General features: G+C 26.3%; 21 protein-coding genes. All 21 read right to left on the reverse strand.

Annotated features, from left to right (window positions below):
- The gene (locus KQI36_RS04160) at nucleotides 1-999 is read right to left on the reverse strand and encodes an AAA family ATPase (RefSeq protein ID WP_216449710.1); all 999 of its coding nucleotides are present in this window, start codon (nucleotides 997-999) and stop codon (nucleotides 1-3) included.
- Between the two features lie 481 nt (nucleotides 1000-1480).
- A complete protein-coding gene (locus KQI36_RS04165; RefSeq protein WP_216449711.1) occupies nucleotides 1481-2551 on the reverse strand; it encodes a hypothetical protein in 1071 nt (356 codons plus the stop codon).
- A 238-nt stretch (nucleotides 2552-2789) separates the two neighbouring features.
- Complete coding sequence (locus KQI36_RS04170) at nucleotides 2790-3680, reverse strand: ABC transporter permease (RefSeq protein ID WP_216449712.1); 891 nt, start codon at nucleotides 3678-3680, stop codon at nucleotides 2790-2792.
- Complete coding sequence (locus KQI36_RS04175; RefSeq protein ID WP_216449713.1) at nucleotides 3670-4605, reverse strand: ABC transporter ATP-binding protein; 936 nt, start codon at nucleotides 4603-4605, stop codon at nucleotides 3670-3672. The genes KQI36_RS04170 and KQI36_RS04175 overlap by 11 nt, the downstream gene beginning before the upstream one ends.
- Entirely contained in the window at nucleotides 4605-6989 is a 2385-nt protein-coding gene (locus KQI36_RS04180; RefSeq protein ID WP_216449714.1) for a hypothetical protein, read from the reverse strand. The genes KQI36_RS04175 and KQI36_RS04180 overlap by 1 nt, the downstream gene beginning before the upstream one ends.
- 145 nt (nucleotides 6990-7134) lie before the next feature.
- Complete coding sequence (locus tag KQI36_RS04185) at nucleotides 7135-7491, reverse strand: GntR family transcriptional regulator (RefSeq protein WP_010293242.1); 357 nt, start codon at nucleotides 7489-7491, stop codon at nucleotides 7135-7137.
- 114 nt (nucleotides 7492-7605) lie between these two features.
- The gene (gene rlmH / locus KQI36_RS04190) at nucleotides 7606-8085 is read right to left on the reverse strand and encodes a 23S rRNA (pseudouridine(1915)-N(3))-methyltransferase RlmH (protein ID WP_010293243.1); all 480 of its coding nucleotides are present in this window, start codon (nucleotides 8083-8085) and stop codon (nucleotides 7606-7608) included.
- Between the two features lie 16 nt (nucleotides 8086-8101).
- A complete protein-coding gene (locus KQI36_RS04195; RefSeq protein WP_216449715.1) occupies nucleotides 8102-9289 on the reverse strand; it encodes a hypothetical protein in 1188 nt (395 codons plus the stop codon).
- A gap of 25 nt (nucleotides 9290-9314) precedes the next feature.
- Entirely contained in the window at nucleotides 9315-10148 is an 834-nt protein-coding gene (locus tag KQI36_RS04200) for a hypothetical protein (RefSeq protein ID WP_216449716.1), read from the reverse strand.
- On the reverse strand, nucleotides 10132-10833 hold the full coding sequence (locus tag KQI36_RS04205; RefSeq protein ID WP_216449717.1) for an ATP-binding cassette domain-containing protein: 702 nt from the start codon (nucleotides 10831-10833) through the stop codon (nucleotides 10132-10134). Before KQI36_RS04205 ends, KQI36_RS04200 begins: the two co-directional genes overlap by 17 nt.
- A 24-nt stretch (nucleotides 10834-10857) precedes the next feature.
- The gene (locus KQI36_RS04210) at nucleotides 10858-11421 is read right to left on the reverse strand and encodes a VanZ family protein (protein ID WP_216449718.1); all 564 of its coding nucleotides are present in this window, start codon (nucleotides 11419-11421) and stop codon (nucleotides 10858-10860) included.
- A 266-nt stretch (nucleotides 11422-11687) separates the two neighbouring features.
- Nucleotides 11688-12539 (reverse strand): DegV family protein, encoded by an 852-nt coding sequence (locus tag KQI36_RS04215; protein ID WP_216449719.1) that lies wholly within the window; start codon nucleotides 12537-12539, stop codon nucleotides 11688-11690.
- 277 nt (nucleotides 12540-12816) lie between these two features.
- Nucleotides 12817-13143 (reverse strand): DUF1904 family protein, encoded by a 327-nt coding sequence (locus tag KQI36_RS04220; protein WP_216449720.1) that lies wholly within the window; start codon nucleotides 13141-13143, stop codon nucleotides 12817-12819.
- A 75-nt stretch (nucleotides 13144-13218) separates the two neighbouring features.
- Nucleotides 13219-13635 (reverse strand): DUF3785 family protein, encoded by a 417-nt coding sequence (locus KQI36_RS04225; protein ID WP_010293255.1) that lies wholly within the window; start codon nucleotides 13633-13635, stop codon nucleotides 13219-13221.
- Between the two features lie 346 nt (nucleotides 13636-13981).
- Nucleotides 13982-14485, reverse strand: a complete 504-nt coding sequence (locus KQI36_RS04230) for a GNAT family N-acetyltransferase (RefSeq protein WP_216449721.1) — start codon at nucleotides 14483-14485, stop codon at nucleotides 13982-13984.
- Between the two features lie 535 nt (nucleotides 14486-15020).
- Entirely contained in the window at nucleotides 15021-15998 is a 978-nt protein-coding gene (lplA, locus tag KQI36_RS04235; RefSeq protein ID WP_216449722.1) for a lipoate--protein ligase, read from the reverse strand.
- Between the two features lie 36 nt (nucleotides 15999-16034).
- Nucleotides 16035-17423 (reverse strand): dihydrolipoyl dehydrogenase, encoded by a 1389-nt coding sequence (lpdA, locus tag KQI36_RS04240; RefSeq protein WP_216449723.1) that lies wholly within the window; start codon nucleotides 17421-17423, stop codon nucleotides 16035-16037.
- 111 nt (nucleotides 17424-17534) lie between these two features.
- Entirely contained in the window at nucleotides 17535-18989 is a 1455-nt protein-coding gene (gene gcvPB, locus KQI36_RS04245; RefSeq protein WP_216449724.1) for an aminomethyl-transferring glycine dehydrogenase subunit GcvPB, read from the reverse strand.
- Complete coding sequence (gcvPA, locus tag KQI36_RS04250; protein WP_216449725.1) at nucleotides 18989-20329, reverse strand: aminomethyl-transferring glycine dehydrogenase subunit GcvPA; 1341 nt, start codon at nucleotides 20327-20329, stop codon at nucleotides 18989-18991. Before gcvPA ends, gcvPB begins: the two co-directional genes overlap by 1 nt.
- Nucleotides 20330-20331: 2 nt before the next feature.
- A complete protein-coding gene (gene gcvH, locus KQI36_RS04255) occupies nucleotides 20332-20724 on the reverse strand; it encodes a glycine cleavage system protein GcvH (protein WP_010293263.1) in 393 nt (130 codons plus the stop codon).
- 50 nt (nucleotides 20725-20774) lie between these two features.
- Nucleotides 20775-21887 (reverse strand): glycine cleavage system aminomethyltransferase GcvT, encoded by a 1113-nt coding sequence (gene gcvT, locus KQI36_RS04260; RefSeq protein ID WP_216449726.1) that lies wholly within the window; start codon nucleotides 21885-21887, stop codon nucleotides 20775-20777.
- Between the last annotated feature and the right edge of the window lie 728 nt (nucleotides 21888-22615).

Consider the following 22615-nt stretch of genomic DNA (forward strand, 5'->3'; position numbering starts at 1 on the left):
TTACACTGTTTCTAACTGACTTTTAAGTATTTTTTCTAATATATCTTCACTTTTTATTCCATCTGCCATAGCATCAAAATTCAAGAAAAATCTATGTCTTAACGCTGGATATGCAACATACTCTATATCCTCAAAAGCTACATTAAAACGTCCTTCCATTATAGCTCTTATTTTAGATGTAGTAATAAGAGCCTGTGCTGCCCTTGGACTTGCGCCAAATCTTATATATTTTTTCGTTATCTCTGGTGCATTTTCATATTCTGGATGAGTTGCTAAAACAACTTTCAAAGCATATTCTTCTACAGAAGCTGACATTGGAACTTCTTTTAAAATCCTTCTTATATTTAAGATTTCCTCACCTGTGATAACATTTGTAAGATTTATTTTATTATTTTTTATAGTTACATTCATAATTTCTTTTAATTCTTCAAGATTAGGAAATGGTACCATCAATTTAAATAGAAATCTATCTAATTGCGCTTCTGGAAGTGGGTATGTACCATCCATTTCAATTGGATTTTGTGTTGCAAGAACCATAAAAGGTTCTTGTAGGGTATATGTGTTAGTTCCAACAGTAACAGTGTGTTCTTGCATAGCTTCTAATAATGCAGATTGTGTTTTTGGTGTTGCTCTATTTATTTCATCTGCTAAAACTAAACTTGAAAATATAGGACCTTTTTGAAAAGAAAATGAACTATTCCCTTCTTTATCCTTCATAATAATATTCGTTCCAACTACATCTGCTGGCATTAAGTCAGGTGTAAACTGAATTCTTGAAAAAGGTAAATCCATAACCTTAGATAATGTTTTTACTAACTGAGTTTTTCCAAGCCCTGGAGACCCTTCTAAAAGAACATTACCGCCTGCTAAAATCGCTATAACAACCTGTCTCACAACATCCTTTTGACCTATTATAGCCTTTGAAATTTCTCCTTCTATAACATTTATTTTATCTATAATATCTTTAACTTTTTCCATATCATATAAATTATTATCCATCTTAATCATCTCCATCTATTATTTATACAAAATAAATTTATTCTTCTATTTTAGAAAAATACTCTTTTATTATATTTTTCATTGATTCTGGTATTTTATTATTTTCTATACTTTCCATTGCAGCATCTTTGTAACTTCCTAATGCTTTGTTATAATCTACATAATTTCCAGCAGAAGTGTTAGCTTTATTTGAATTTTGAGTTGTACTTTCACCATTTTCACTAACTTTTCCTTGTAGATTTTCATTTTTTCCTTTTCCATCTACCCTTTCACCAACAAAAACCTTATCCCAGTCAGTATTCTCATCATTACTTTTTTTATTATTTCCTATGCCTCCATTAGAAGGTAGTTGACTTCCTTTAGTTGTATCTTTTACTGTCGTTCCGCTTCCAGCACCACTACCACTGCCATTACCATTTCCGTTACCATTTCCACTTGATGACGATTTACTTGCAGTTCCACTGCTACCTGATCCAGCTGTTCATGTACCACCACTACTATTACACCCTTTAGATACCTTGCCTTTTACGGATTCTATAGCATCGTCATTCATTTCTTCACTTAATTCACTGTTTAAGTCATTTAATGAAGATTCTAAATTCTCATCATTTCCCTCCATATTATTCATGACATTCTTTAATGCTTTACTTAGCTCTTCATTATCAGTATTTTCCATAGCTTCTTTTAATGACTCTGCTAACTTATTTTTTTCATCGTCTTTCATATCTTTAATTTTACTTTTTAAGTTTTTAAGTTCTTCTTCTGCTTTCTTTTTATCCTTATTTTTTAAAGCTTCTGCTAACTTTTCTGTGTTCTTATTTTTTTCTAAATTTTTAGCAATATTATTTAAATTTTTGTTTTTTACATTATCTAATTTCACGCTAGTTTTTTCTAGAGCCTTTGCTATTTCTTTTTCGCTTTTACTTTTTTTAATTTCCTTTTTAAGCTCTTTTAATTGGTTTTCAATTTGAAGTTTTTTTATCTCACTTACTTCTTTATCACTTTTTAATTCTTTTTCTATTTTTTCTACTTTTTTAACTTCATTTTTTTGCTCTGTATTTAATGCTTTTAATTTAGATGCCTCTTCCTTTAAAGGATTTGGTATAAATATTGCTAAAAAAAAGGCCAAAAAAGTAATGCTGAAAATTTTAATATACTTTATATTTGGCTTTATTTTTAGTTTCTTTATATCAAAATTTTTAAGTTGTAATTTTACATCTTCAAATAATAATTCATAATATGGACTATTATTATCTTCCATCTCTAAAAAAGTAGTAACTCTATTTTTTAAATTAATATAATCTACAGCTTTTCCTGTTTCTTTATATGTAGGAAATTTAACCACACTATATATAATTGAAACTAATGATGTACATCCTATTAATATTAATGATTTTTTTATGTAATCATAAGTTGGAATAAAAAATGATACTCCCTTTAAAGCAATAACCATAAGGAACCCAACTATAAATCCTATTAATAAGTTGTTTATTAGTTTTTTAATAAAAATTCGTATCTTACATTTAAATAAAGTATTTTTTATTTCTTTCACAACATCACCCTTTCTTTGATATAATGAGAGCGGTTAGTGGAAATCCATTTTAAAATTTCCACTAACCACATTTAATTTTTCACTTTTAAAATTATTTATCATATAATTTATACATCCAAAATGGTTATATACCTTCTCATTCCTTTGAATTCAATAAAAAATTTAAATAAAAGTATTTTTAGATTTATTAATTAATTTAATATTAAATTTTTTTTCATATAAATGTTTAACTTTTTATTTATATTTTCTTTTCCTTTTTTAAATTAAATAAATTCTGTTTCTTTCTTGTTGGATCTATTTTTCTTGCTGCTAATAGTATTATTAGTATTGTTGCTATTATCATAAAAATTATTGTTATCATATATGATGTTATTCCAAGAAAATTAATTTCTAAAGTTTTCCCAAAAATTTCTGTAAGGGATATTCCAAGTTGTGAAAATATTAATGTCATAAATCCTACTGCTGGACTTATAAGCAAATACCAATAAAATTGCTTAGCAGGATCAAATTGTATTCCATTATTATATTTATAAACTTGTAACATAGCGCACATTATTACTGGTCCTACATATATTAAAAATATTGTTATATATGAAAATACCGTTGCTACTATAGTTTTCTTAAAACGTGTAGAATAATAAATTCCTATTGCTCCAACAAAAGTAGCTGCTACTATGTTGATTATTAATATTCCGAATATACCTAAAGTATTTATTCCTATATAAGATAACAAAAATACAAATATAGGTGTTGATGAAATTATAAGTAAAATTATTTTACTTAGTGATGCTCCAAGTTTTCCTGTAATTATAGATAAAAAGCTCATGTCGGTTGTAAGAAGTATATCCAATGTTTGCTTTTCTCTTTCAGAAGATATAGCGCCTGATGCAATAGTTGGTGATATTATTGATATTAATGCAAATTGTACTATCATTAAAAATATAAAAGTACCAATGGCATCATTTTTTGTTATCATCCCTCTATAACTTGATTGAATATATAATCCTCCACACAATGTTAACATTAATACAGCTAAGTAACCTATTACAAGCAAACTTCCTCTAACATTACGCATAGATGTTCTTAATTCTTTTTTTAATACTGGGTTCAATTTTACATTATTTTTCATTATCATCACCTCCAATTACCTTCATAAATACTTCTTCTAAATTTCCATCTATAGTATTAAAACTAACAACTTTTATATTTTCCTTTATTAATCCTTCTAAAATATTACACATAACCTCTTCGCTACCTGAAAAAGATGCTGTTGCTACATTGCTTCCTATTTTTTTTATTTCTCCAATTTCTACATACTCTTTTAGTGACTTTATTGCACTTTCTACATCTTTTAAAACCTTTAATCTTATAAATTTTGTTTTATATGCTTTATCCATAACTTCTTCAACAGTACCACTTGTGACAGCTTTTCCATTTTGTATTATTACTAAATTAGTACAAAGTTCTGCAAGCTCTGGAAGTATATGAGAACTTATTATTATTGTCTTTCCCATCTCTTTTAAAGTTCTAAGAATATTTTTCATTTCTATTCTTGCTTTAGGATCCATACCAGATGCTGGCTCATCTAATATTAATAAACTAGGGTTATGAACAAGACATCTAGCAAGACATAACCTTTGCTTCATTCCTCTAGATAAATCATCTACATATGCATCTTTTTTATGAGATAAATTAACTAATTCTAATAAATCATTAATTAATTCATCTTTTTCTTTTCCTTCTATTCCATATATTGATGCATAAAACTCTAAGTATTCATCCACTTTCAAATCATCATAGACACCAAAGAAATCTGGCATGTATCCAATTTTTCTTTTTACTTCTCTTCTATTTTTTATAGCATCAACACCATCTATAAAAACTTCTCCATTATCACAATCTAAAAGTCCGCTAACAATTTTCATAGTAGTTGTTTTACCTGCTCCATTTGGACCAACAAATCCAAATATTTCCCCTTTTTTTACATGTAAATTCAAATTATCTACTGCTTTGAAAGAACCATAACTTTTAACTAAATCCTTTATTTCTAACATTATTTTGTCACCCCTTTACCACTTATTTGAGGTATTGTAGCACTTCCTTGTTCTGCTGTTTTTATTATAATTTTAATTTGTCCATCTTCATTTAAGTAATTATTTATCTCATCTTTATTTATAGATTTCTTTACATTGCCTTTTCCAATATCATAATATGTCTTAGTTTGTTTATTATAAATTTTATACTCAGCATTCATACCTTCAAAATTAATATCTAAGCTATTATATATAAAACTATTTCCTAATTCATACAAAACTTCTACTTCTGAGTTATCATAAATACTATTTGAATATGAATCATAATTAAAATTTCCCTCAAGTGGATTAACTGAATAACTTATAAATTCTTTTGGAATATTAATTTCAACATTAGATTCAACATTTATTTTTGTATTTAAATTAGTAACCAACATATTTTTTCCATATTGTTTTGCTTCTTTATTATTTATTTTTATAGGTTCTAAATTAAAATTATTTATAAGCCCAACTAAAATATAATTTTCTTTATTTTTTTCATAATAGTTTTGTAAAACCATTCTGTATATTTCAGCCTTTTGACTTTCACTTATTTGTTCTTTTTTTGATAATTTATTAAATGAAACTTGATTCATATTGAAAAAGTTATCTATAACTTCCCATGGTCCATTTTTTAAGTTTCCAACTATAGATGATGTTATTAAACTAAATTCTTTTTCACTTTTTGGTTCTATAGTATCCAGCTTTATAACACCGCCATCATTAACCACTACAAATGCATCTTCTATTTTATAATCTGTATTATTTTTTATTTTCCCCATTATATCTTTGTCTTTTAAAAATAATTCTAAGGACATGTCTCCGGAGCTTGTCCTTATAGCATTTCCTTTTATTTTATTACTATCAATTACATTTACATCATTCAATGTAAAACTATTATCATCTAAATTTATAGTTGATTTTATTTTATTTGGTACTGCCTTTCCTTGGTCATAATTACTACTTTGATCCATAGAAATTCTTTGCAAATCATAGTTTGATTCTATTTTGTTATTACCTTTACTTAAATTATTAAATTGTATATAACTTTCTAATGTCTCACTATCTTTTGTAAGATTTATTATATTTAATGATGTTACATATTTATCATTAACCCCACATACTTTTATATATCCTATTATTACTATAGAAAATACAACAGCTAACGCTGGTACCGCATACCACATTTTTTCTTTTTTATCTTTTCTCTTTAAGATAAAATAAGCTGATGGAAAAATAAATATTATATATATTGTGAATATTGAAAATAACATTTTTACACTTATTTTATTTGTTTCTGAAAAAGTAGATAGTATGTTTTCAACATTCCAAAATAAATTATTATCATTTTCATTTAAAATATTATCTGTACCATATACTTTAATATTCTCTGTTATAAAATCACTAATTTTATTAGAATTTACAACTGCTGAATTTGTTAAGTCAAAAGTTGTTACAAGTATTGTTCCTCCTTGTTTTTTACTTTTTAGGAGAATACCCTTACCACTCTCTTCTAATACAGTTTCACTATTATCCACAGTTAAATTAGCAATATTTACTTCTATTCCATTTTCATCAAGTTTTGTACTTTTTATAACAGATGTTCCATCTACACTTCCCTTAATAAAATCATCTTTAAATATACTAAGAGTTTTTTTATAATTCTCTCCTGTGCCTATTATTAGATTTCCGCCTTTTTCCACCCACTTTTTTAAAGCATCATACTGATTCTCTGATAGCTTAGATGTATCAAAATTACTTATTATTATTGTATTAAACGATGTTAATCCATTATATATTTGTGGAAAATCTTTTTCTGTAAAATTAACTACAACACTTTGAGCACTGTCACTAATAGCAATATTCTTAGTGTATGCCATATTAACATTATCTTCTGATAAAACGCCTATATAAGGAGTTCCTGAAAAACTTCCTCCAAGTACTTTAAAACTTTTTTCTGCAACAACTTTATTATCTTTATAAACTTTAACTAAATTATCAACGTAATTATCAAGTTTTATATCCATAGTTATAATCTTTTCGCTTCCTGATTCCATACTTATTGATTTTGTGTATGCATCATAGCCACCATAACTATTACTGCTCATAAAACCTATTGTCTTAGTTGGAATTAAAATTTTAATATTACCATTAAAATCCTTTCCATTGTTTTTTACTTTAATAGTAACTGGGCATTCATAACCTATCTTAAATGTTTTATCATAGCCATAGTTAATACTTTCTATAATCACTTCATTATTAGCTTTTTTCTCATCTGCTGCAAAGATGTTCATTGGAACAAAAATACTTACCATAAAAATCAATGTAGTCAGAAAAACACTTAACTTTTTTTCAAAATACTTCATCTTTTTCCCCCTTAATTTTAAAATTAATTCACAATCTAAAATGGACAATGGACACTTATAAAAACTTATATTAAAACACAAAGTTCTTTTTCAAATTGAATTTTTGTTTCATTCTAAAATATCCATTATCCATTAACATTAATATTTAATATCTTTCTTCAATTATTTTTATAACTTCTTCTTTAGAAACATTTATTGCCTTCATGCTTTCTATAAAGTCAACTAAAGCATCATCTATTAATTCCCTCTTCATACCATTTATAATTTTCTCATCTGCAGTTATACTACTTGGAAAATTTCTTACTGTGTTTATAACTCTCATACTCTCCATCTCCTTATATGCCCTTTGTACTGTATTAGGATTTACCTTTAACATTTCTGCAAGTTCTCTTCTAGATGGAATTGTATCCCCAGGCATTAGATCTCCTTTAACTATAGATTGTTTTACGTGTCTGATAATTTGGAGATATATAGGTTCTTTATCATTAACCACAAAATTCATTCAACCATCTCCTTACTTGGTGCTCAAACTGATTTATTATATGATTTTCTGTATTATCATTAAGTAAGGCTTCCACTTAATTCTATACAAACTTATACTTCTTAGCTATATTGACTATTTATGATACGGTTCATTATTATTTATTCTATATGCTCTATAAATTTGTTCTAAAAGCATTACTCTAAAAAGTTGATGTGGAAATGTCATCTTAGAAAAACATAATTTATAATCAGCTCTTTTTATTACACTTTCACTAATTCCCAAAGAACCACCAATAACAAAAACTATATTGCTATTTCCTCTTACCCCTAAATCTTTTATATATGAGGCTAATTTTTCTGAAGAAATCATCTCTCCTTTTAAATCTAATGCTATAACATAACTATTATCTTTTATATGTTTTAAAATATTTTGTCCTTCTTTTTCTTTTATGGCCAATTCTTCTTTTTTTGAAGCGTTATCTGGAGTTTTTTCATCTGGTAGCTCTATAATATCTAATTTGCAATATCTACTCAGTCTTTTACTATATTCATCTATAGCAAGCTTTAAATATTTCTCCTTTAACTTACCTACTGAAACTACTGTTATATTCATTTCTTCTCCTTTGTTACTACTTATTTTTAATTAAATGATAATCTTCTCTCCATTGTGAATCTAATATATTACTATTTATTTTCCCTAAAAAAACGTCTTTATTAGTTGACATATCTATAACTTTTACGTATTTTTCTTTGGAAAAATTTCCACTTTCTAAATCTATATTATTGTATAAAATTATCATATTATTATTATCTATCATAAAATCAGATATATTTTTTAAATCATCACTATTATTCACTTTAATTTCTTTATTTTCTTTGAACTTATTCTCATTTAAATCAAAGATAATAAACTTAGATTCATTAATATTTTCTATATCATTATTTATGTCTACAATCATAAATAATTTATCATCTTCTAAACAAACATTTCCATTTATTCTCAAGTTGTAATCTTTATTTTCAAAAATTCCATAATCTATAGAATTAAATTCTATAGTATTTATATCAATAACTCCCATAGTTAAATTAACAGTTTTGTTATATTCAAGATTTCTATCTACCAATGGAATATATATTTTTTCATCCCTTTGAAAAATCCCAACACTTTCCAAAATTCTCTTATCTTTTATTTCAATATTTTTAGATTCAACTACTGACTTATCATTTAAATCTATTACTGCTAAACTTATAGATGTTTCATGATCCTTTTCTTGTAAATCAGTATGTTCAAATATTAGGTATACTTTCTCCTTATAAATAGTTGAATATATTAAATCAATATTTCCAGTACAATTTAATTCTGCATCAAATTTTTTTATAGAATTTGTGTCCTTATCTTTACAAGATATATTTAATGTATTTTTATAAGAAGACATATTAAATCTTTGTTCCTCTTTATTAGCAATAACTACTTTTAATTTTTCATTTTCGCTAACAATCGAATTTTTCAATTCTATACTATCTCTAAATAAATTTTTATCTTGTAAAACCTCTTCTCCAACACCTCTGTAATAATCAAATCTTACTTTTTCTTTACTAAATTTCCCACTATTATCTAATATAAATTTGTTTGCATGAAACCTATCTGCTTGAATTAGTGTCTTTACCTTTACATTACCTAACTCTGAAAATTTTCCGTTTATTTTTTCTATATTTATCACTTTATTTTCAAAATTATTTATATTAATAGTAAACATATAAATTAAAGTTATGATGAAAGATATAGTAAGTACTGTTATATTAAATTTTTTTTTCATTTTTACCCTCCTTATTTATATGTTTTTATACTGAAACTTTATTTTCTAATAAATATTTTGCTACATAAAAATTAAGTATAATTGCTCCAGTGAAAACTATAATAAAATATGCTATCATTTCAGTTTGAAATAAATTTAAAAATTTAAATGGCACAATTGTATATATTGCTATAAATATACATCCATAAATTATACTTAAAATTAGACCTTTTATTTTTATATATCTTTCTATGAATACTGCTGTAAAAATGATTAATATAACGGAAATAAAAAACATAAAAAATAACATAATACTTATAAACCCAAATGCACCAACAAAAAAATCAACTTGCTTTAGATAAAAAATTAAACTTAATTTTTCAACTGCTTCTTTAGGTATTAGCATATAAAATGTATAATAATTTAAAGTTACAGCTATACTTTGAGTTGCAATTAAAACAAAAAGGTATCCAACTATTGATAACAATTTTGCTATTATTATTTTCCCTCTAGATATTGGTAACATCATAAGAGAATATATTGTTTTATTCATTCCAAACCACTCTCTGTACCATGAAAATGCTGAATATACAAGTAATATTGCAAACCCTATAAAAAAACCTAAGATTCCATTTACAAAACTATTATAATTAAAGCTTAAAGGACTAAGTTTTACTCCTGGACCATATTTTGAATTTAAATAAAAATCTAAATTCCCCTCTTTTATTGCATCTATCACCTGTGATTTTAGCCCTATAACTTGACTTCCATATAAAACTACTGTCAATACCATTAGTAATAGAAAACTTATAAGTAAAATTTTTTTTCCTCTATCTATTTCATTATTAAATAGGTATATAAATTTATTGTCTTTTCTCACCCCTGTAAACCTCCCTCATCTTGTCTACAATTGACATTCCTTCTTCAAATCTTACATCCTCTGCATTAAATTCTAATACGACTTTTCCATTATCCATCAATATAACTTCATCTACAATATTTTCCACTTCTTTGATTTCATGAGTAGTTATTACTATAGCCATATCTTCATCCATGTAATTTATCATTGAACTTATGAAATCTTCTCGTGTAAATATATCAATTCCTGAGAAAGGTTCATCTAACAAAAGATACTTTGCCTTTTGTGAAAACCCTAAAATTATTTTAACTCTTGCCAAATTTCCTTTAGATAATTTGTACATTTCTCTATCATCAGTTAGCTTAAACATTTTTAGCATGCTATAAGCCCTCTCCATATCCCAATTATTATAAAATACATCCATATAATCAAAAGCATCTTTTATTGTCATATTGGGATATTGTATATGCACATCTGGAACCATAGCTATTTTATTATAAGTTTTATAAGTTCTTTTTTCATTATCAATTAAAATTTCACCATCATCTAAACTTATAAGTCCCATTATAGCTTTTAATATTGTGGATTTACCAACTCCATTAATGCCTAATAAAGCAGTAATTTTCCCCTCTTTTATAGAAAAAGTAGCTCCATCTATTGCCTTAATCCTTCCAAATTTTTTAAAAGCATTATTAACTTGAATCATTTAACTCACCTCTTTATAAAATAATTATCTATTCAAATTCAACTTTTCCATTTTAATCAAAATTAAATTGTAAACATTATAAGCTAATGTTGCACCTAAAACATTCAAAATTATATTGATAAAATCAAAACTTTGATTATTTCCTAAGTAATATAAACAATATTGAATGAATTCAATAATTATAGAAATTAAAATCACTATGGAAACCATTTTCCTTTTATTCTTAAACTTTTCATATAATAATGGTAAAAACACTCCCAATGGCATAAATATTACAAAATTTATTAAAGCTTCTTTATTATAAATAAGTTCTTTTAATAAATTTAAATCCATATTATTCTTTAAATGTTGAAATAATATTACCAAATCTACTGGACTACAAAGAATATCTTTTCTTACTTTTATTTGTAATGGGAAAAATGAAATAGCTATAATTAAAAGAATATAAATAGCAAGTAATATCCACAAAAACTCCTTATTATAATCTATAAATTCGTTTTTATTTTTTCTTTTAACATCCCTTATAAAAACAAGTATCATAAGTATAGGTAATCCTAAAATAAAAACTAAAACTTCACTTAACTCCATTGCTTTCCCCTCCTTTAATAGTGTATTATTACATTAATACACATTAGTCAAAAAAATATAATAAATAAATTTGCATTACTATACAAATTTATCATTTATATTTTAATCTTTAAGTGTATTATATAGTTAATACATCAAATATGCAATACCCTTTTATAAAAAAGGTATTATATTTTTTAATAGTAGTATCCATAATACAGTTTATGAATACTACTATTTTCCAACTATATTAGCCATCTAAATAAGTACTGTTTAATTTTTAAGATTTATTTTTCAGTGTAGTATGCTACCCCTATACTTTTAGGTCCTACATGTAATCCTATTATTGGTCCTATAGATTGTATAGCTATCTCTATATTTAACTTTTCTTTTAATCTGTTTGCAAGTTCTTTTCCTTCTTCTTCACAGTTTATATGATGAACTATCATTTTCCCAATCCCTTTGTTAGTTACATCATTTATTACTGTTTCTACAATCTTATCTACTGCTTTTTTCTTAGTTCTAACTTTATTTAAAACTGTTGTTACTCCATTTTCCACTGTTAATATAGGTCTTATTTGAAGTATTGCACCAAATAGTGCAGCAGCACCACCAATTCTCCCACCTTTTTTTAAGTAGTCTAATGTATCCGGAACAAATAAAAATCTACTAGTATTAATTACACTATTTATATTTTCTACAACTGAAGAAATGTCTTTTCCCTCTTTGGCAATTCTAGCTCCTTCTATTGCTGCAAACCCCATTTGCATGCAATTGGATCTTGAATCTATAATCTCTACCTTTCTATCAGGATAATTTTCTAAAATCATATTTTTAACTAGATTTGCAGTTGAATAAGTACCACTCATTTCAGAAGAAATGAAAAGACCCACTATATCATCGCCATTTTTAACGATATTTTCAAATATATTGTAAAATTCTTCTACACTAGGTTGAGATGAAGTTGGAATACTTGAACATTTATCCATTTCTTTATAAAAAAAGTTATTTTCTAAATCCACTTCCCTATAACTTTTACCATTTAAAACTACGTTTAAAGATACTATTGATATATTATACTTTTCTATATATTCCTTTGGTATATAACTAGTGCTATCAGTGATTATTTTTACGCTCACCTAAATTACCTCCATATATATTATTTTTCAAATTTATTGGACAAATTTAAAATTATTTTTTAATTTACTTTTACTTAACTATAGTTGTACTTGTTTTTCACAACAAATAATAAAGATATAACTTTCAGTTTATTTTTTATCTGTTTTACAAACACCTTAAAATAGTTATTTAGTATTATATCATATAATAAGGAAAATAAACTCATTTTAAAAAAATAGCAGGATAATCACTTTAGATTTCCTACCATCTTCACACTAAAACATTTTATTTTTCCTTTTAAAAATGTTCTCCATTTTCATAATATCTTTTTTCCTCTAAATTATGAAAAATTATATCTAAGCAAGGCATTGCTTCTGTTTTAAAATATTTTGTTATAGCTTTTGCAACTTTATCTTGGATGTCTTGCCCTCTATCAAACCAAGATACTTCTATGATACTTGGCGCTTGAACTTTTTTACCGTCCATTATATATGTAGAATTTATCAATTCCATAGAAAAATAATCTCTTGGACATCCTATTATTTTTTCTAATTCATCAATAAGTTCAGTGCTGACTTCTAAAATCTTTGCTTCTTCTATACCTCTAATTTTTAGCATTGGCATTTAAATCACCATCCTTTGTTATATGTATAAAAAATATGTTTTAATTTGCTACTTTTAAATTTATGTAAAAAATAACTACATATCACATTGTTCTATTTCTATTGAATATTTTTTACAATATGGACAAACTATAACATTAACAATATAGCTATTGTCAACTTTTTTTGCCTTTTCTAACTTATTATATGACGTATTCTCATATTCTTTTGAAATATTACTCATGACATATTTACTATCTTTAGTAAATACATAGAAATGATACTCTAAAAATTTAAATATCTTTTCATTTTCTTCTTTACCTTTAAAACAAACCTGACAAGCTCTTTTATAATATTCAATATCCCAATAAGCGTCATCTTTATTGTTCAAAAGTTCAATTGTTTTTTCTATAGAAAAATCTAAAACTTCATTTTCTTCATCATTTAGAAAATCTTCACAATTATTTTCATTTAAAATATATTCTTCATTATCATATTTGAATTTATACTCCAAAACTTCACCGCCTTTAAAATTTATTTAAATCTATAAATAATTATACATAAATAGCATTACTTTGAATACTATAATTTAACGTAATATACAAATTCAATGTATATTATTTAACTTCATATTATATTATTAATTCATATTACTAATAAAATTATAACAAAAAACTAATTTCAAACTTGTATAGCCATACTTTTAAATTAAGGATATTAGAACCCATCTGAGAATTTCAATTTATATATTGAATTTTATAATTTTCAATCATTAATCGGATGACTTTAAACTTTATTTTCCCTATATAGGGTTCTAAAATTATATATTAATTTCTAGATAAATTAATATTTCACTTTACTTATATAAGCTTTTCATAGCAATAAAATTTTTTATCTTTTATTTCTCTAAAATAAATCTCTCCCTTAAGCTCATAACCATTTTTTATTAATAATTTTTGAGCTCTCTTATTCAATGAATATACCTCTGTTCTTATGGCCTTAGCTAAGTTTTCTTTTGCAAATTCTTCTGCAAATTTTATAAGATCTGTTGCCACACCACATCTTAAAATTTTTATATCTATAGCAAGTGTATTTATAACCATAAACTCATCTTCCTTAACAGACCATCCTATTTTTTTATATTCATCTGATACTCTGTTATTCATACATATAAAACCTGCTATTTTACTTCCTTCTATTTCATAGACAAATAATCTTTTACTTTTTATAATTTTTTCAGCTTCATGTTCATTAGGGTATATATATTCCCAATTCCCCTGTTCTTCTGAGTTTATATATTTTATTGTTTCATCTACTATAGAAATTATACTTTTTATATCTTTTTTTGTTGCTAATCTTATCATCTGTGTTTTCCTTTCTTTAATTTTATATCCTTAATATACCACAGCAAAAACACCCTATATTTATTAGGGCGTCTTATGCTTATACTAAACTTTAATCTAAGATTCCAATCTAGAATTTTAACTTATACCCTCATTAATTGAGAAATCTTTATATAAATTTAAAACCATAGTATTGGATAATTTTTATAAAATGCTTCTATCCACATTTTAAATCATAAATTATTCATTTATCATATGAGAAAATTTCAAATTAATATTTTACTAATAGTTAACACTTATTCTAGTTAAGAGTTGTGTTGATTATTAATCACTATGTTCCTAATAATATTAACGTATTTTTATTTCAAAAAACTGGCAAAGCAACTTATATTATTATGGTTTTAAAAACCAGACTCTAGTTTCATCCTAAACTATTAACTGACTAATAATCTTAATTCTTAACCTTTAACTATTTATAGTTATACTTGTTTTTCTTAACTGATAACAAAAATTTGGTGTATGGCTTTAAATGGGAGCTTATTTTCCTATATATCTACTAGAATAACTGTAAAAATTCTTCCATAGTTATTTTCGAAAAATATTCATTAATGTTTATAGTTTTTAGAATTTTCTTTATGTTGTCTGTTTTATGTTCACATTCTTTCAAAATTAATTCTAAATCACTTATATCTTTCACACCAAAAAAATCACCAAATATTTTTATATCTTTTATTATTCCTTTTTCCACCTTTAAGTTTAACTCTACAGTTCCCCCTTCAAATTTTCCTTCATTATAAAAGTCATATTTAGGAGAATCTCCAAAATTCCACTTCCAAGTTTCATATTTTTCTTTTTTAATTTTTTCAATATCATCTATTTCTTCTGGTGTTAATGGAGTAATTCTTGAATTCTCTTCACTTTTTAATATATATTCAAAAATTTTATTTTTAAAAGCTAACACATCTAAATCATAATTTAAGTGTTCTGAAATATTAGTTATTCTACTTACTACAGATTTAACTGCTTTATCCTGAAATTTTATTTTTTTAGGTTTCAATGCACCACTTAAATTAGTTATATCTGAAGAAAATAATAATGTACCATGATGCATAACTCTATTTTTATATTTACATTGTGCCGTTCCTGAAAATTTTTTTTCATCTATCAATAAATCATTTCGACCTGAAAACTCAGCTTTAACGCCTAATGTTTGTAGCACGCCTATTATGGGCTTACAAAATCTTTTAAAATCATTAAAGCTTTTTCCATCATCATTAACTATAAAAGTATAATTTAAATTTCCCAAATCATGAAAAACAGCCCCTCCACCAGTCTGTCTTCTTACAACTTTAACTTTGTTATTTTCTATAAAATCCATATCTATTTCAGATAATGTATTTTGATTTTTTCCAACTACTACACAGGGTTCATCACGCCATAAAATAAAATACTCATCATTTTTATATCTTAAAAAATATTCTTCTGCTGCTAAATTAAAATATGGATTAATATTTAAATTGTCAATGTATCTCATATTATTTCCTCCAAATTTTTATAAGAAAAGTTTAAATTATTTTTTATTTATGCTGTGTATTGCTTCTTTGTTTAATCCCATTATAGCCTCATCAAAAGCTTCCCCTAGTGTTGGATGAGCATGTACTACTTTTTTAAAATCATCTACTGTCATAGATTTTTCAATAGCTAATACACCTTCATGTATCAAATCTGATGCATGTGGACCCATTATATGAATGCCTAATAGTTTCTTACTTTCTTTTTCACATATAGCTTTTACAAAGCCTTCACCTTCCCCTAATGCTAATGCTTTACCATTTGCACCAAATAAGAACTTGTTTTTAATATATTCCATTCCATTAGATTTAATCTCCTCCTCTGTCATACCAACAGTTGCTATCTCTGGGAAAGTAAATATACAATTAGGAATTACTGACTTATGACATGGTTTATCCTCCATTATATGCTCAACTACTTCTATCCCTTGATGTGATGCTGCATGAGCAAGAAGACAAATCCCATTAATATCCCCAATTGCATAGACTCCATCTATATTAGTTTTATAATTATCATCTACTATTATTTTCTTTTTATCGTAATGAATTCCTAATTCATCTAAGTTCAATCCTGTAAAGTTTCCTCTTCTGCCTTTTGCCATTAAAACCATGTCTGAGTTTAACTCAAACTCCCCTTTTTTTCCTTCACACTTAATAGTTACATTGTTTTCATCACCATTAAATTCTAGTATTTTAGTTGATGTTAAGATATTTATTCCTGATTTTTTAGCCATAGCTGTATATCTCTTACTTATCTCTCTATCTATATCATATAGTATTGAATCTCTAGCCACTATTACAGTTACTTCACTTCCCATAGCTTTAAAAATGCTAGCAAATTCCATTCCAACAACACCGCCACCTGATACAACTAGGTGCTTTGGAATACGATTAAACTCTAAAATATCATCACTTATTATAATATTTTTATTTTCTATACCTTTTATATTTGGCATTTCAGCTTCTGAACCAGTAGCTATTATAATATTTTTACTTTTCAATGTAACTTGTCCATCTTGTGTTTCTACTAACACAGTATTCTTATCTTTTAAGAAAGCTTTTCCTCTTAATATCTCAACACCATTTCCTTTTAATAATTGTTCTACCCCACCAACCAAAGTTTTTATCACATTATTTTTTCTTTCTTGAACCTTTTCCACATTTACGTTGTAATTTTCAGTTTCTATTCCAAAATCATCTATATGTTTTAATATATTCATTATTTCTGCTGTTCTATATAATGTTTTAGTTGGAATACATCCTCTATTAAGACATGTTCCCCCAAAGCTATCCATCTCAACTACTGCAACATCTGCTCCCAAATGAGCAGCTCTAATAGCAGCCACATATCCACCAGGACCTCCACCTATAACTATAATATCCTTCATAAAATCACTACCCCCTTTTAATAAATATTTAATTTATATAAAATTTAAGAGTTAAGATGCAAGAAATTAATCTTAAATCCTAACTCTTTAAATAATTCCTACATTTTCAAACTACTTTTCCCATTTTAATATAGGAGTTCTTGCTGCTTTTACTTGGTCTAATCTTCTTACTGGAGCTTTTACTGGTGCTTCATGTAAAAGCTCTGGATTCTCTTTAGCTTCTATAGCTATTTTTTTCATGATATCTATAAACTCATCAATAGTTTCTTTACTTTCACTTTCAGTAGGTTCAATCATAAGTGCTTCTTCAACTATTAATGGGAAGTAAACTGTAGGTGGATGTACTCCATAATCTATCAGCCTTTTAGCTATATCAACTGTAGCTATATGATGTGGATTATCCTTAAGAGTACTTAATATAACTTCATGTTTACATATATCATCTTTTCCCAGATTATAATACTCTTTTAAAGCTTCTTTTATATAATTAGCATTTAAAACTGCATTTTCTGAAGCAGATTTTAATCCTTCTTTTCCCATGGTTAAAATATAAGTGTATGCTTTAACCATAACCCCAAAGTTTCCATAAAATCCTCTAATTTTTCCTAGTGAATCCGGTCTATTATAGTCTAAAACAAACTTATTATCTTCTTTTTCTACTGTTGGCATAGGAAGGAATTTAGCTAAATGCTTTTTAACTCCAACAGGACCTGAACCTGGTCCTCCACCACCGTGTGGAGTTGAAAATGTTTTATGAAGATTTAGATGACAAACATCAAATCCCATATCACCAGGTCTTGCAACTCCCATAATAGCATTTAAATTTGCTCCATCATAATATAGTAATCCACCGGCATCATGAACCAATTCACTAATAGTTTTTATATCTTTTTCAAACAATCCTAATGTACTTGGATTAGTAAGCATTAGTCCTGCAATTTCATCATTTAAAACTTTCTTAAGTTCGTCAATAGAAACTCTACCATCTGGATTAGATTTTATCTCTACAATGTCAAATCCTGCAACTGATGCGCTGGCTGGATTTGTACCATGTGCTGAATCTGGAACTATAATTTTTGTTCTTTTTTTATCTCCTCTTTTTTCATGATAAGATTTTATAATTAAAAGTCCAGTATATTCACCATGTGCTCCTGCTGCTGGTTGAAGAGTAAAATCATCCATTCCAGTAATTTCACATAATCTAACTTTTAAATCATGCATTAGTTCCAATGAACCTTGTGATATATTTTCATCTTGAAGTGGATGTATTTTTGAAAATCCGCTAAGTATAGCCATATCTTCATTTATTTTAGGATTATATTTCATAGTGCATGAACCTAATGGATAAAATCCTTTATCAACACTATAGTTTTTATTTGAAAGAGCTGTATAATGTCTTACAACATCAACTTCACTTACTTCTGGAAGTGCTAATTCATCTTCTCTTAATAAGTTTTTAGGTAGTAATTCTGATAGCTTTACTTCTGGTACATCTAAATTAGGAAGTCTATAGCCTTTTCTACCTTCTGATGACAGCTCAAATATAATTTTATTATAATCTTTCATTATATCTCCTCCATCACTTTCACTAAATTATCTATATCTTCCCTTGTTCTTTTTTCTGTAACACAAAGCATCATAGAATTTTCATATTCTGGATAAACCTTACCTAAATTATATCCACCTAAAATATTATTTTCTAATAATTTATTATTAATTTCACAAGGCGAAGTTTCTGTTTTTACTACAAACTCCTTAAAGAACGGCTTATTAAATACAGGCTTATACTTTCCTGACTTAATTAACTCATTATATGCATAATGCGATTTAACTAAGCATTGCTTTGCTACTTCTTTTATGCCTTCTTTTCCTAGAGTTGCCATATAAACTGCTGCACCTATAGCTACTGCAGTTTGATCTGAACAAATATTAGAAGTTGCTTTTTCTCTTCTTATATGTTGTTCTCTAGCTTGAAGTGTTAAAACAAAACCTCTTTTTCCATCAACATCTTCTGTCTGACCAACTATTCTGCCTGGCATCTTTCTCATAAGCTTTTTAGTAGTATTCATAAATCCAAGACCAGGACCACCATAACTTATATTAGCACCTAAACATTGTCCATCTCCTACAACTATATCTGCACCTAATTCACCAGGACTTTTTAATACTCCTAATGATATAGGATCTACATTCATTATTAAAAGAGATTTGTTTTTATGAATAGCTTCTACCATATTTTCAACATCTTCTATTAATCCAAAGAAGTTTGGACTTTGAATAACTACTGCTGCTACAGTTTTATCTAAACTACTAATAACTTTTTCTACATCTGTAGTTCCATCATCTAAGTCAACTTCTACCATTTCATAATTTCTAAATTTTAAATAAGTTTGAAGAACTTTTCTAGTGTCTGGACTTACTGACTTTGAAACTACTATAGTGTTTCTTTTTGTACTAGCTATTGCAAGTATAGCTGCCTCGGCTGTAGCCGTTGCACCATCATACATAGAAGAGTTTGAAACTTCCATGCCTGTTAAACTACAAATCATACTTTGATATTCAAAAACAGCTTGTAGTGTTCCTTGGCTTACTTCTGGTTGATATGGAGTATATGCTGTATAAAACTCTGATCTTCCAGTTATATGCTTAACTAATGCTGGTATATAATGATCATAATTGCCAGCACCTAAAAAGCATGTTAATTCATCCATAGACTTATTTTTTGCAGCTAAACTTTTCAACCTTTTTTCTACTTCTAATTCAGATAAAGAACTTTCTAAATTTAATTCCCTATTTAATTTTACATCTCCTGGTACATCCTTAAATAAATCATCTACAGATTTTATTGAAAGAAAATCTAAAATTTCTTTTGTTTCTTTTTCTGTATTTGGAATATAAGGAAACATAATTATGCCTCCTTACTTAACTCTTCACAAATTTTCTCATAATCCTCTGGTTTAATTAATCCTTCTAATTCACCTTTATCTGATATTTCTATTAATGCAACCCAATTTTCATATGGATCTTCATTTAAAGCTGCTGGATTATCTTCTAACTCTTCGTTAACTTCTAAAACTTTTCCACCTAATGGCATATAACTATCTGATGCTGCCTTAACAGATTCTATAGTTGCAAATGTTTCGCCCTTCTCTAACTCATCATCTACAGATGGTAATTCAATAAAAACTATATCCCCTAACATATGTTGTGCACAATCACTTATTCCTATATACGCTTTATCACCTTCAACTCTTACCCATTCATGATCATTAGTATAAAGTAAATTATTTAAAACTTTCATTTAAATAGCCCCCCATTTTTTAATAATTATAATTATAAATCTAAATTATTTTATTTGCTTTTTGTTTTCTTAGTATAGAATCGCTTATCTATAGCTATAGCTTTTAACTCTTTATTTCTAACTTTTATATTAAATTCAGTTCCTATTTTAGCGTATTGTTCCTCTACTAAAGCTAATCCAATTGGTTTATTTAATGTTGGTGATTTATAACCAGTTGTTACATGTCCAATTACTTTTCCATCTTTAACAACTTCATATCCATGTCTTGGAATACCCTTATCTAAAAGTTCAAACCCAACTAACTTTCTTGTTATTCCTTCTGCCTTTTGTTTTTTCAGAGCATCTTTTCCTATAAAATCTTCTTCTACTTTTAATTTTACAAAGAAACCAAATCCCATTTCTAGCGGAGTTATACTCTCATCCATTTCATTACCATATAACGGAAGACATGCTTCAAATCTTAATGTATCTCTAGCACCTAATCCTATTGGTTCTGCTCCCTCTTTTTCACCTGCTTTTAATATAGCATTCCATAATTCTTTAGCATCTTGTGGATCACAGTAAATTTCAAAACCATCTTCTCCTGTATATCCTGTTCTAGACACTAAACATTTTTTTCCATTAACTAATACATTTCTTCTAAGCTGAAAGAAATTTATTTCTTGTAAATTTATATCTACTATTTTTTGAAGAATTTCTTCTGCCATCGGTCCTTGAAATGCAAGTTGTGCAATACTTTGTGATACATCTATAATTTCAATATCAAAATCACCTTTATGATCCATTATCCATTTAACATCTTTATCTTTATTACTTGCATTAATAACTAAAAAGAAATCATCTTCATCAAATTTGTAAACTAATAAATCGTCTACTACTCCACCATCTTCTTTACACATAAATGTGTATAAAACACAATTATTGTTAAGAGTGTTAATATCATTAGTTACTAAATACTGAACAAATTTTTTAGCATCTTTTCCCTTTACTGTAACTTCTCCCATATGAGAAACATCAAATAGTCCAGCTCTTTCTCTTACAGTATGGTGCTCATGTAAAAAGCCTTTAAATTGCGTTGGCAATTCATATCCTGCGAATTCAACAACTTTTCCACCGTATTGTTCATACACCTCTCTTAAAGGAGTCCTTTTTAATTCTTCCATTTTAAATACCCCCCAGCAAATAAATTTTATATTTAACTAGCAATACCAAGTTGAGTACTAAAAATTACTGAAATTTAATAATTTATTAAATATTCAAATTATTTAGTTATCTTTAATTATAATTCCCAATAGTGTTTTTGTAAACCATTTCTAATTTTTACTCTACTAATTTCTATATAAAAAAAACATAAATTCATCTTATACAAAACATTTATATTATCTGTTAGAAAATTTATGTCTAATTTTTCATTTAAATATTAATTTTTAAATTCATTATATATTTTATTATATTTTTTTTTGATTTATTTTACCATATATATCTATGAATTAAATAATTTGTTAACATATTATTTATAATCAACATATATATAGTTGCATAGTATGTAATAGATATAATTATTTAATTAAAGGGGAGTAGTTTTAAATCATATCGTCAACACTTCGACAATATAGAAAAAAAGGTTAAACCCTTCTTATTGTCTGGCGCTATGTACCAATTTTATTGGTTACAAGACCTTTAATATAACTTTTAAAATAAATTTCTAAAAGTTATATTAAAGGTCTTTTTATATTTTTTTATGATAAAAAAATATAATTGTTGACAACTTGTCCTAATTGTTATATATTTAATACAGAATTTTTTTTAAACAAATATAAAATTTAATATTTCCTTGTATTAAAGGGGAGTAGTTGCAAATATATCTTCAACATGTCGGTAATTTATTGCC

It is taken from the genome of Clostridium senegalense, from assembly GCF_018916625.1.
Lineage (GTDB): Bacteria > Bacillota > Clostridia > Clostridiales > Clostridiaceae > Clostridium_J > Clostridium_J senegalense.

What these genes read in the sequence shown, in the direction of transcription:
- KQI36_RS04160 (WP_216449710.1), bottom strand. Translation starts at nt 999, where the DNA reads ATGGATAATAATTTATATGATATGGAAAAAGTTAAAGATATTATAGAT.
- KQI36_RS04170 (WP_216449712.1), bottom strand. Translation starts at nt 3,680, where the DNA reads ATGAAAAATAATGTAAAATTGAACCCAGTATTAAAAAAAGAATTAAGA.
- KQI36_RS04175 (WP_216449713.1), bottom strand. Translation starts at nt 4,605, where the DNA reads ATGTTAGAAATAAAGGATTTAGTTAAAAGTTATGGTTCTTTCAAAGCA.
- KQI36_RS04180 (WP_216449714.1), bottom strand. Translation starts at nt 6,989, where the DNA reads ATGAAGTATTTTGAAAAAAAGTTAAGTGTTTTTCTGACTACATTGATT.
- KQI36_RS04185 (WP_010293242.1), bottom strand. Translation starts at nt 7,491, where the DNA reads ATGAATTTTGTGGTTAATGATAAAGAACCTATATATCTCCAAATTATC.
- rlmH (WP_010293243.1), bottom strand. Translation starts at nt 8,085, where the DNA reads ATGAATATAACAGTAGTTTCAGTAGGTAAGTTAAAGGAGAAATATTTA.
- KQI36_RS04195 (WP_216449715.1), bottom strand. Translation starts at nt 9,289, where the DNA reads ATGAAAAAAAAATTTAATATAACAGTACTTACTATATCTTTCATCATA.
- KQI36_RS04205 (WP_216449717.1), bottom strand. Translation starts at nt 10,833, where the DNA reads ATGATTCAAGTTAATAATGCTTTTAAAAAATTTGGAAGGATTAAGGCA.
- KQI36_RS04210 (WP_216449718.1), bottom strand. Translation starts at nt 11,421, where the DNA reads ATGGAGTTAAGTGAAGTTTTAGTTTTTATTTTAGGATTACCTATACTT.
- KQI36_RS04220 (WP_216449720.1), bottom strand. Translation starts at nt 13,143, where the DNA reads ATGCCAATGCTAAAAATTAGAGGTATAGAAGAAGCAAAGATTTTAGAA.
- KQI36_RS04230 (WP_216449721.1), bottom strand. Translation starts at nt 14,485, where the DNA reads ATGATAAGATTAGCAACAAAAAAAGATATAAAAAGTATAATTTCTATA.
- lplA (WP_216449722.1), bottom strand. Translation starts at nt 15,998, where the DNA reads ATGAGATACATTGACAATTTAAATATTAATCCATATTTTAATTTAGCA.
- lpdA (WP_216449723.1), bottom strand. Translation starts at nt 17,423, where the DNA reads ATGAAGGATATTATAGTTATAGGTGGAGGTCCTGGTGGATATGTGGCT.
- gcvPB (WP_216449724.1), bottom strand. Translation starts at nt 18,989, where the DNA reads ATGAAAGATTATAATAAAATTATATTTGAGCTGTCATCAGAAGGTAGA.
- gcvPA (WP_216449725.1), bottom strand. Translation starts at nt 20,329, where the DNA reads ATGTTTCCTTATATTCCAAATACAGAAAAAGAAACAAAAGAAATTTTA.
- gcvH (WP_010293263.1), bottom strand. Translation starts at nt 20,724, where the DNA reads ATGAAAGTTTTAAATAATTTACTTTATACTAATGATCATGAATGGGTA.
- gcvT (WP_216449726.1), bottom strand. Translation starts at nt 21,887, where the DNA reads ATGGAAGAATTAAAAAGGACTCCTTTAAGAGAGGTGTATGAACAATAC.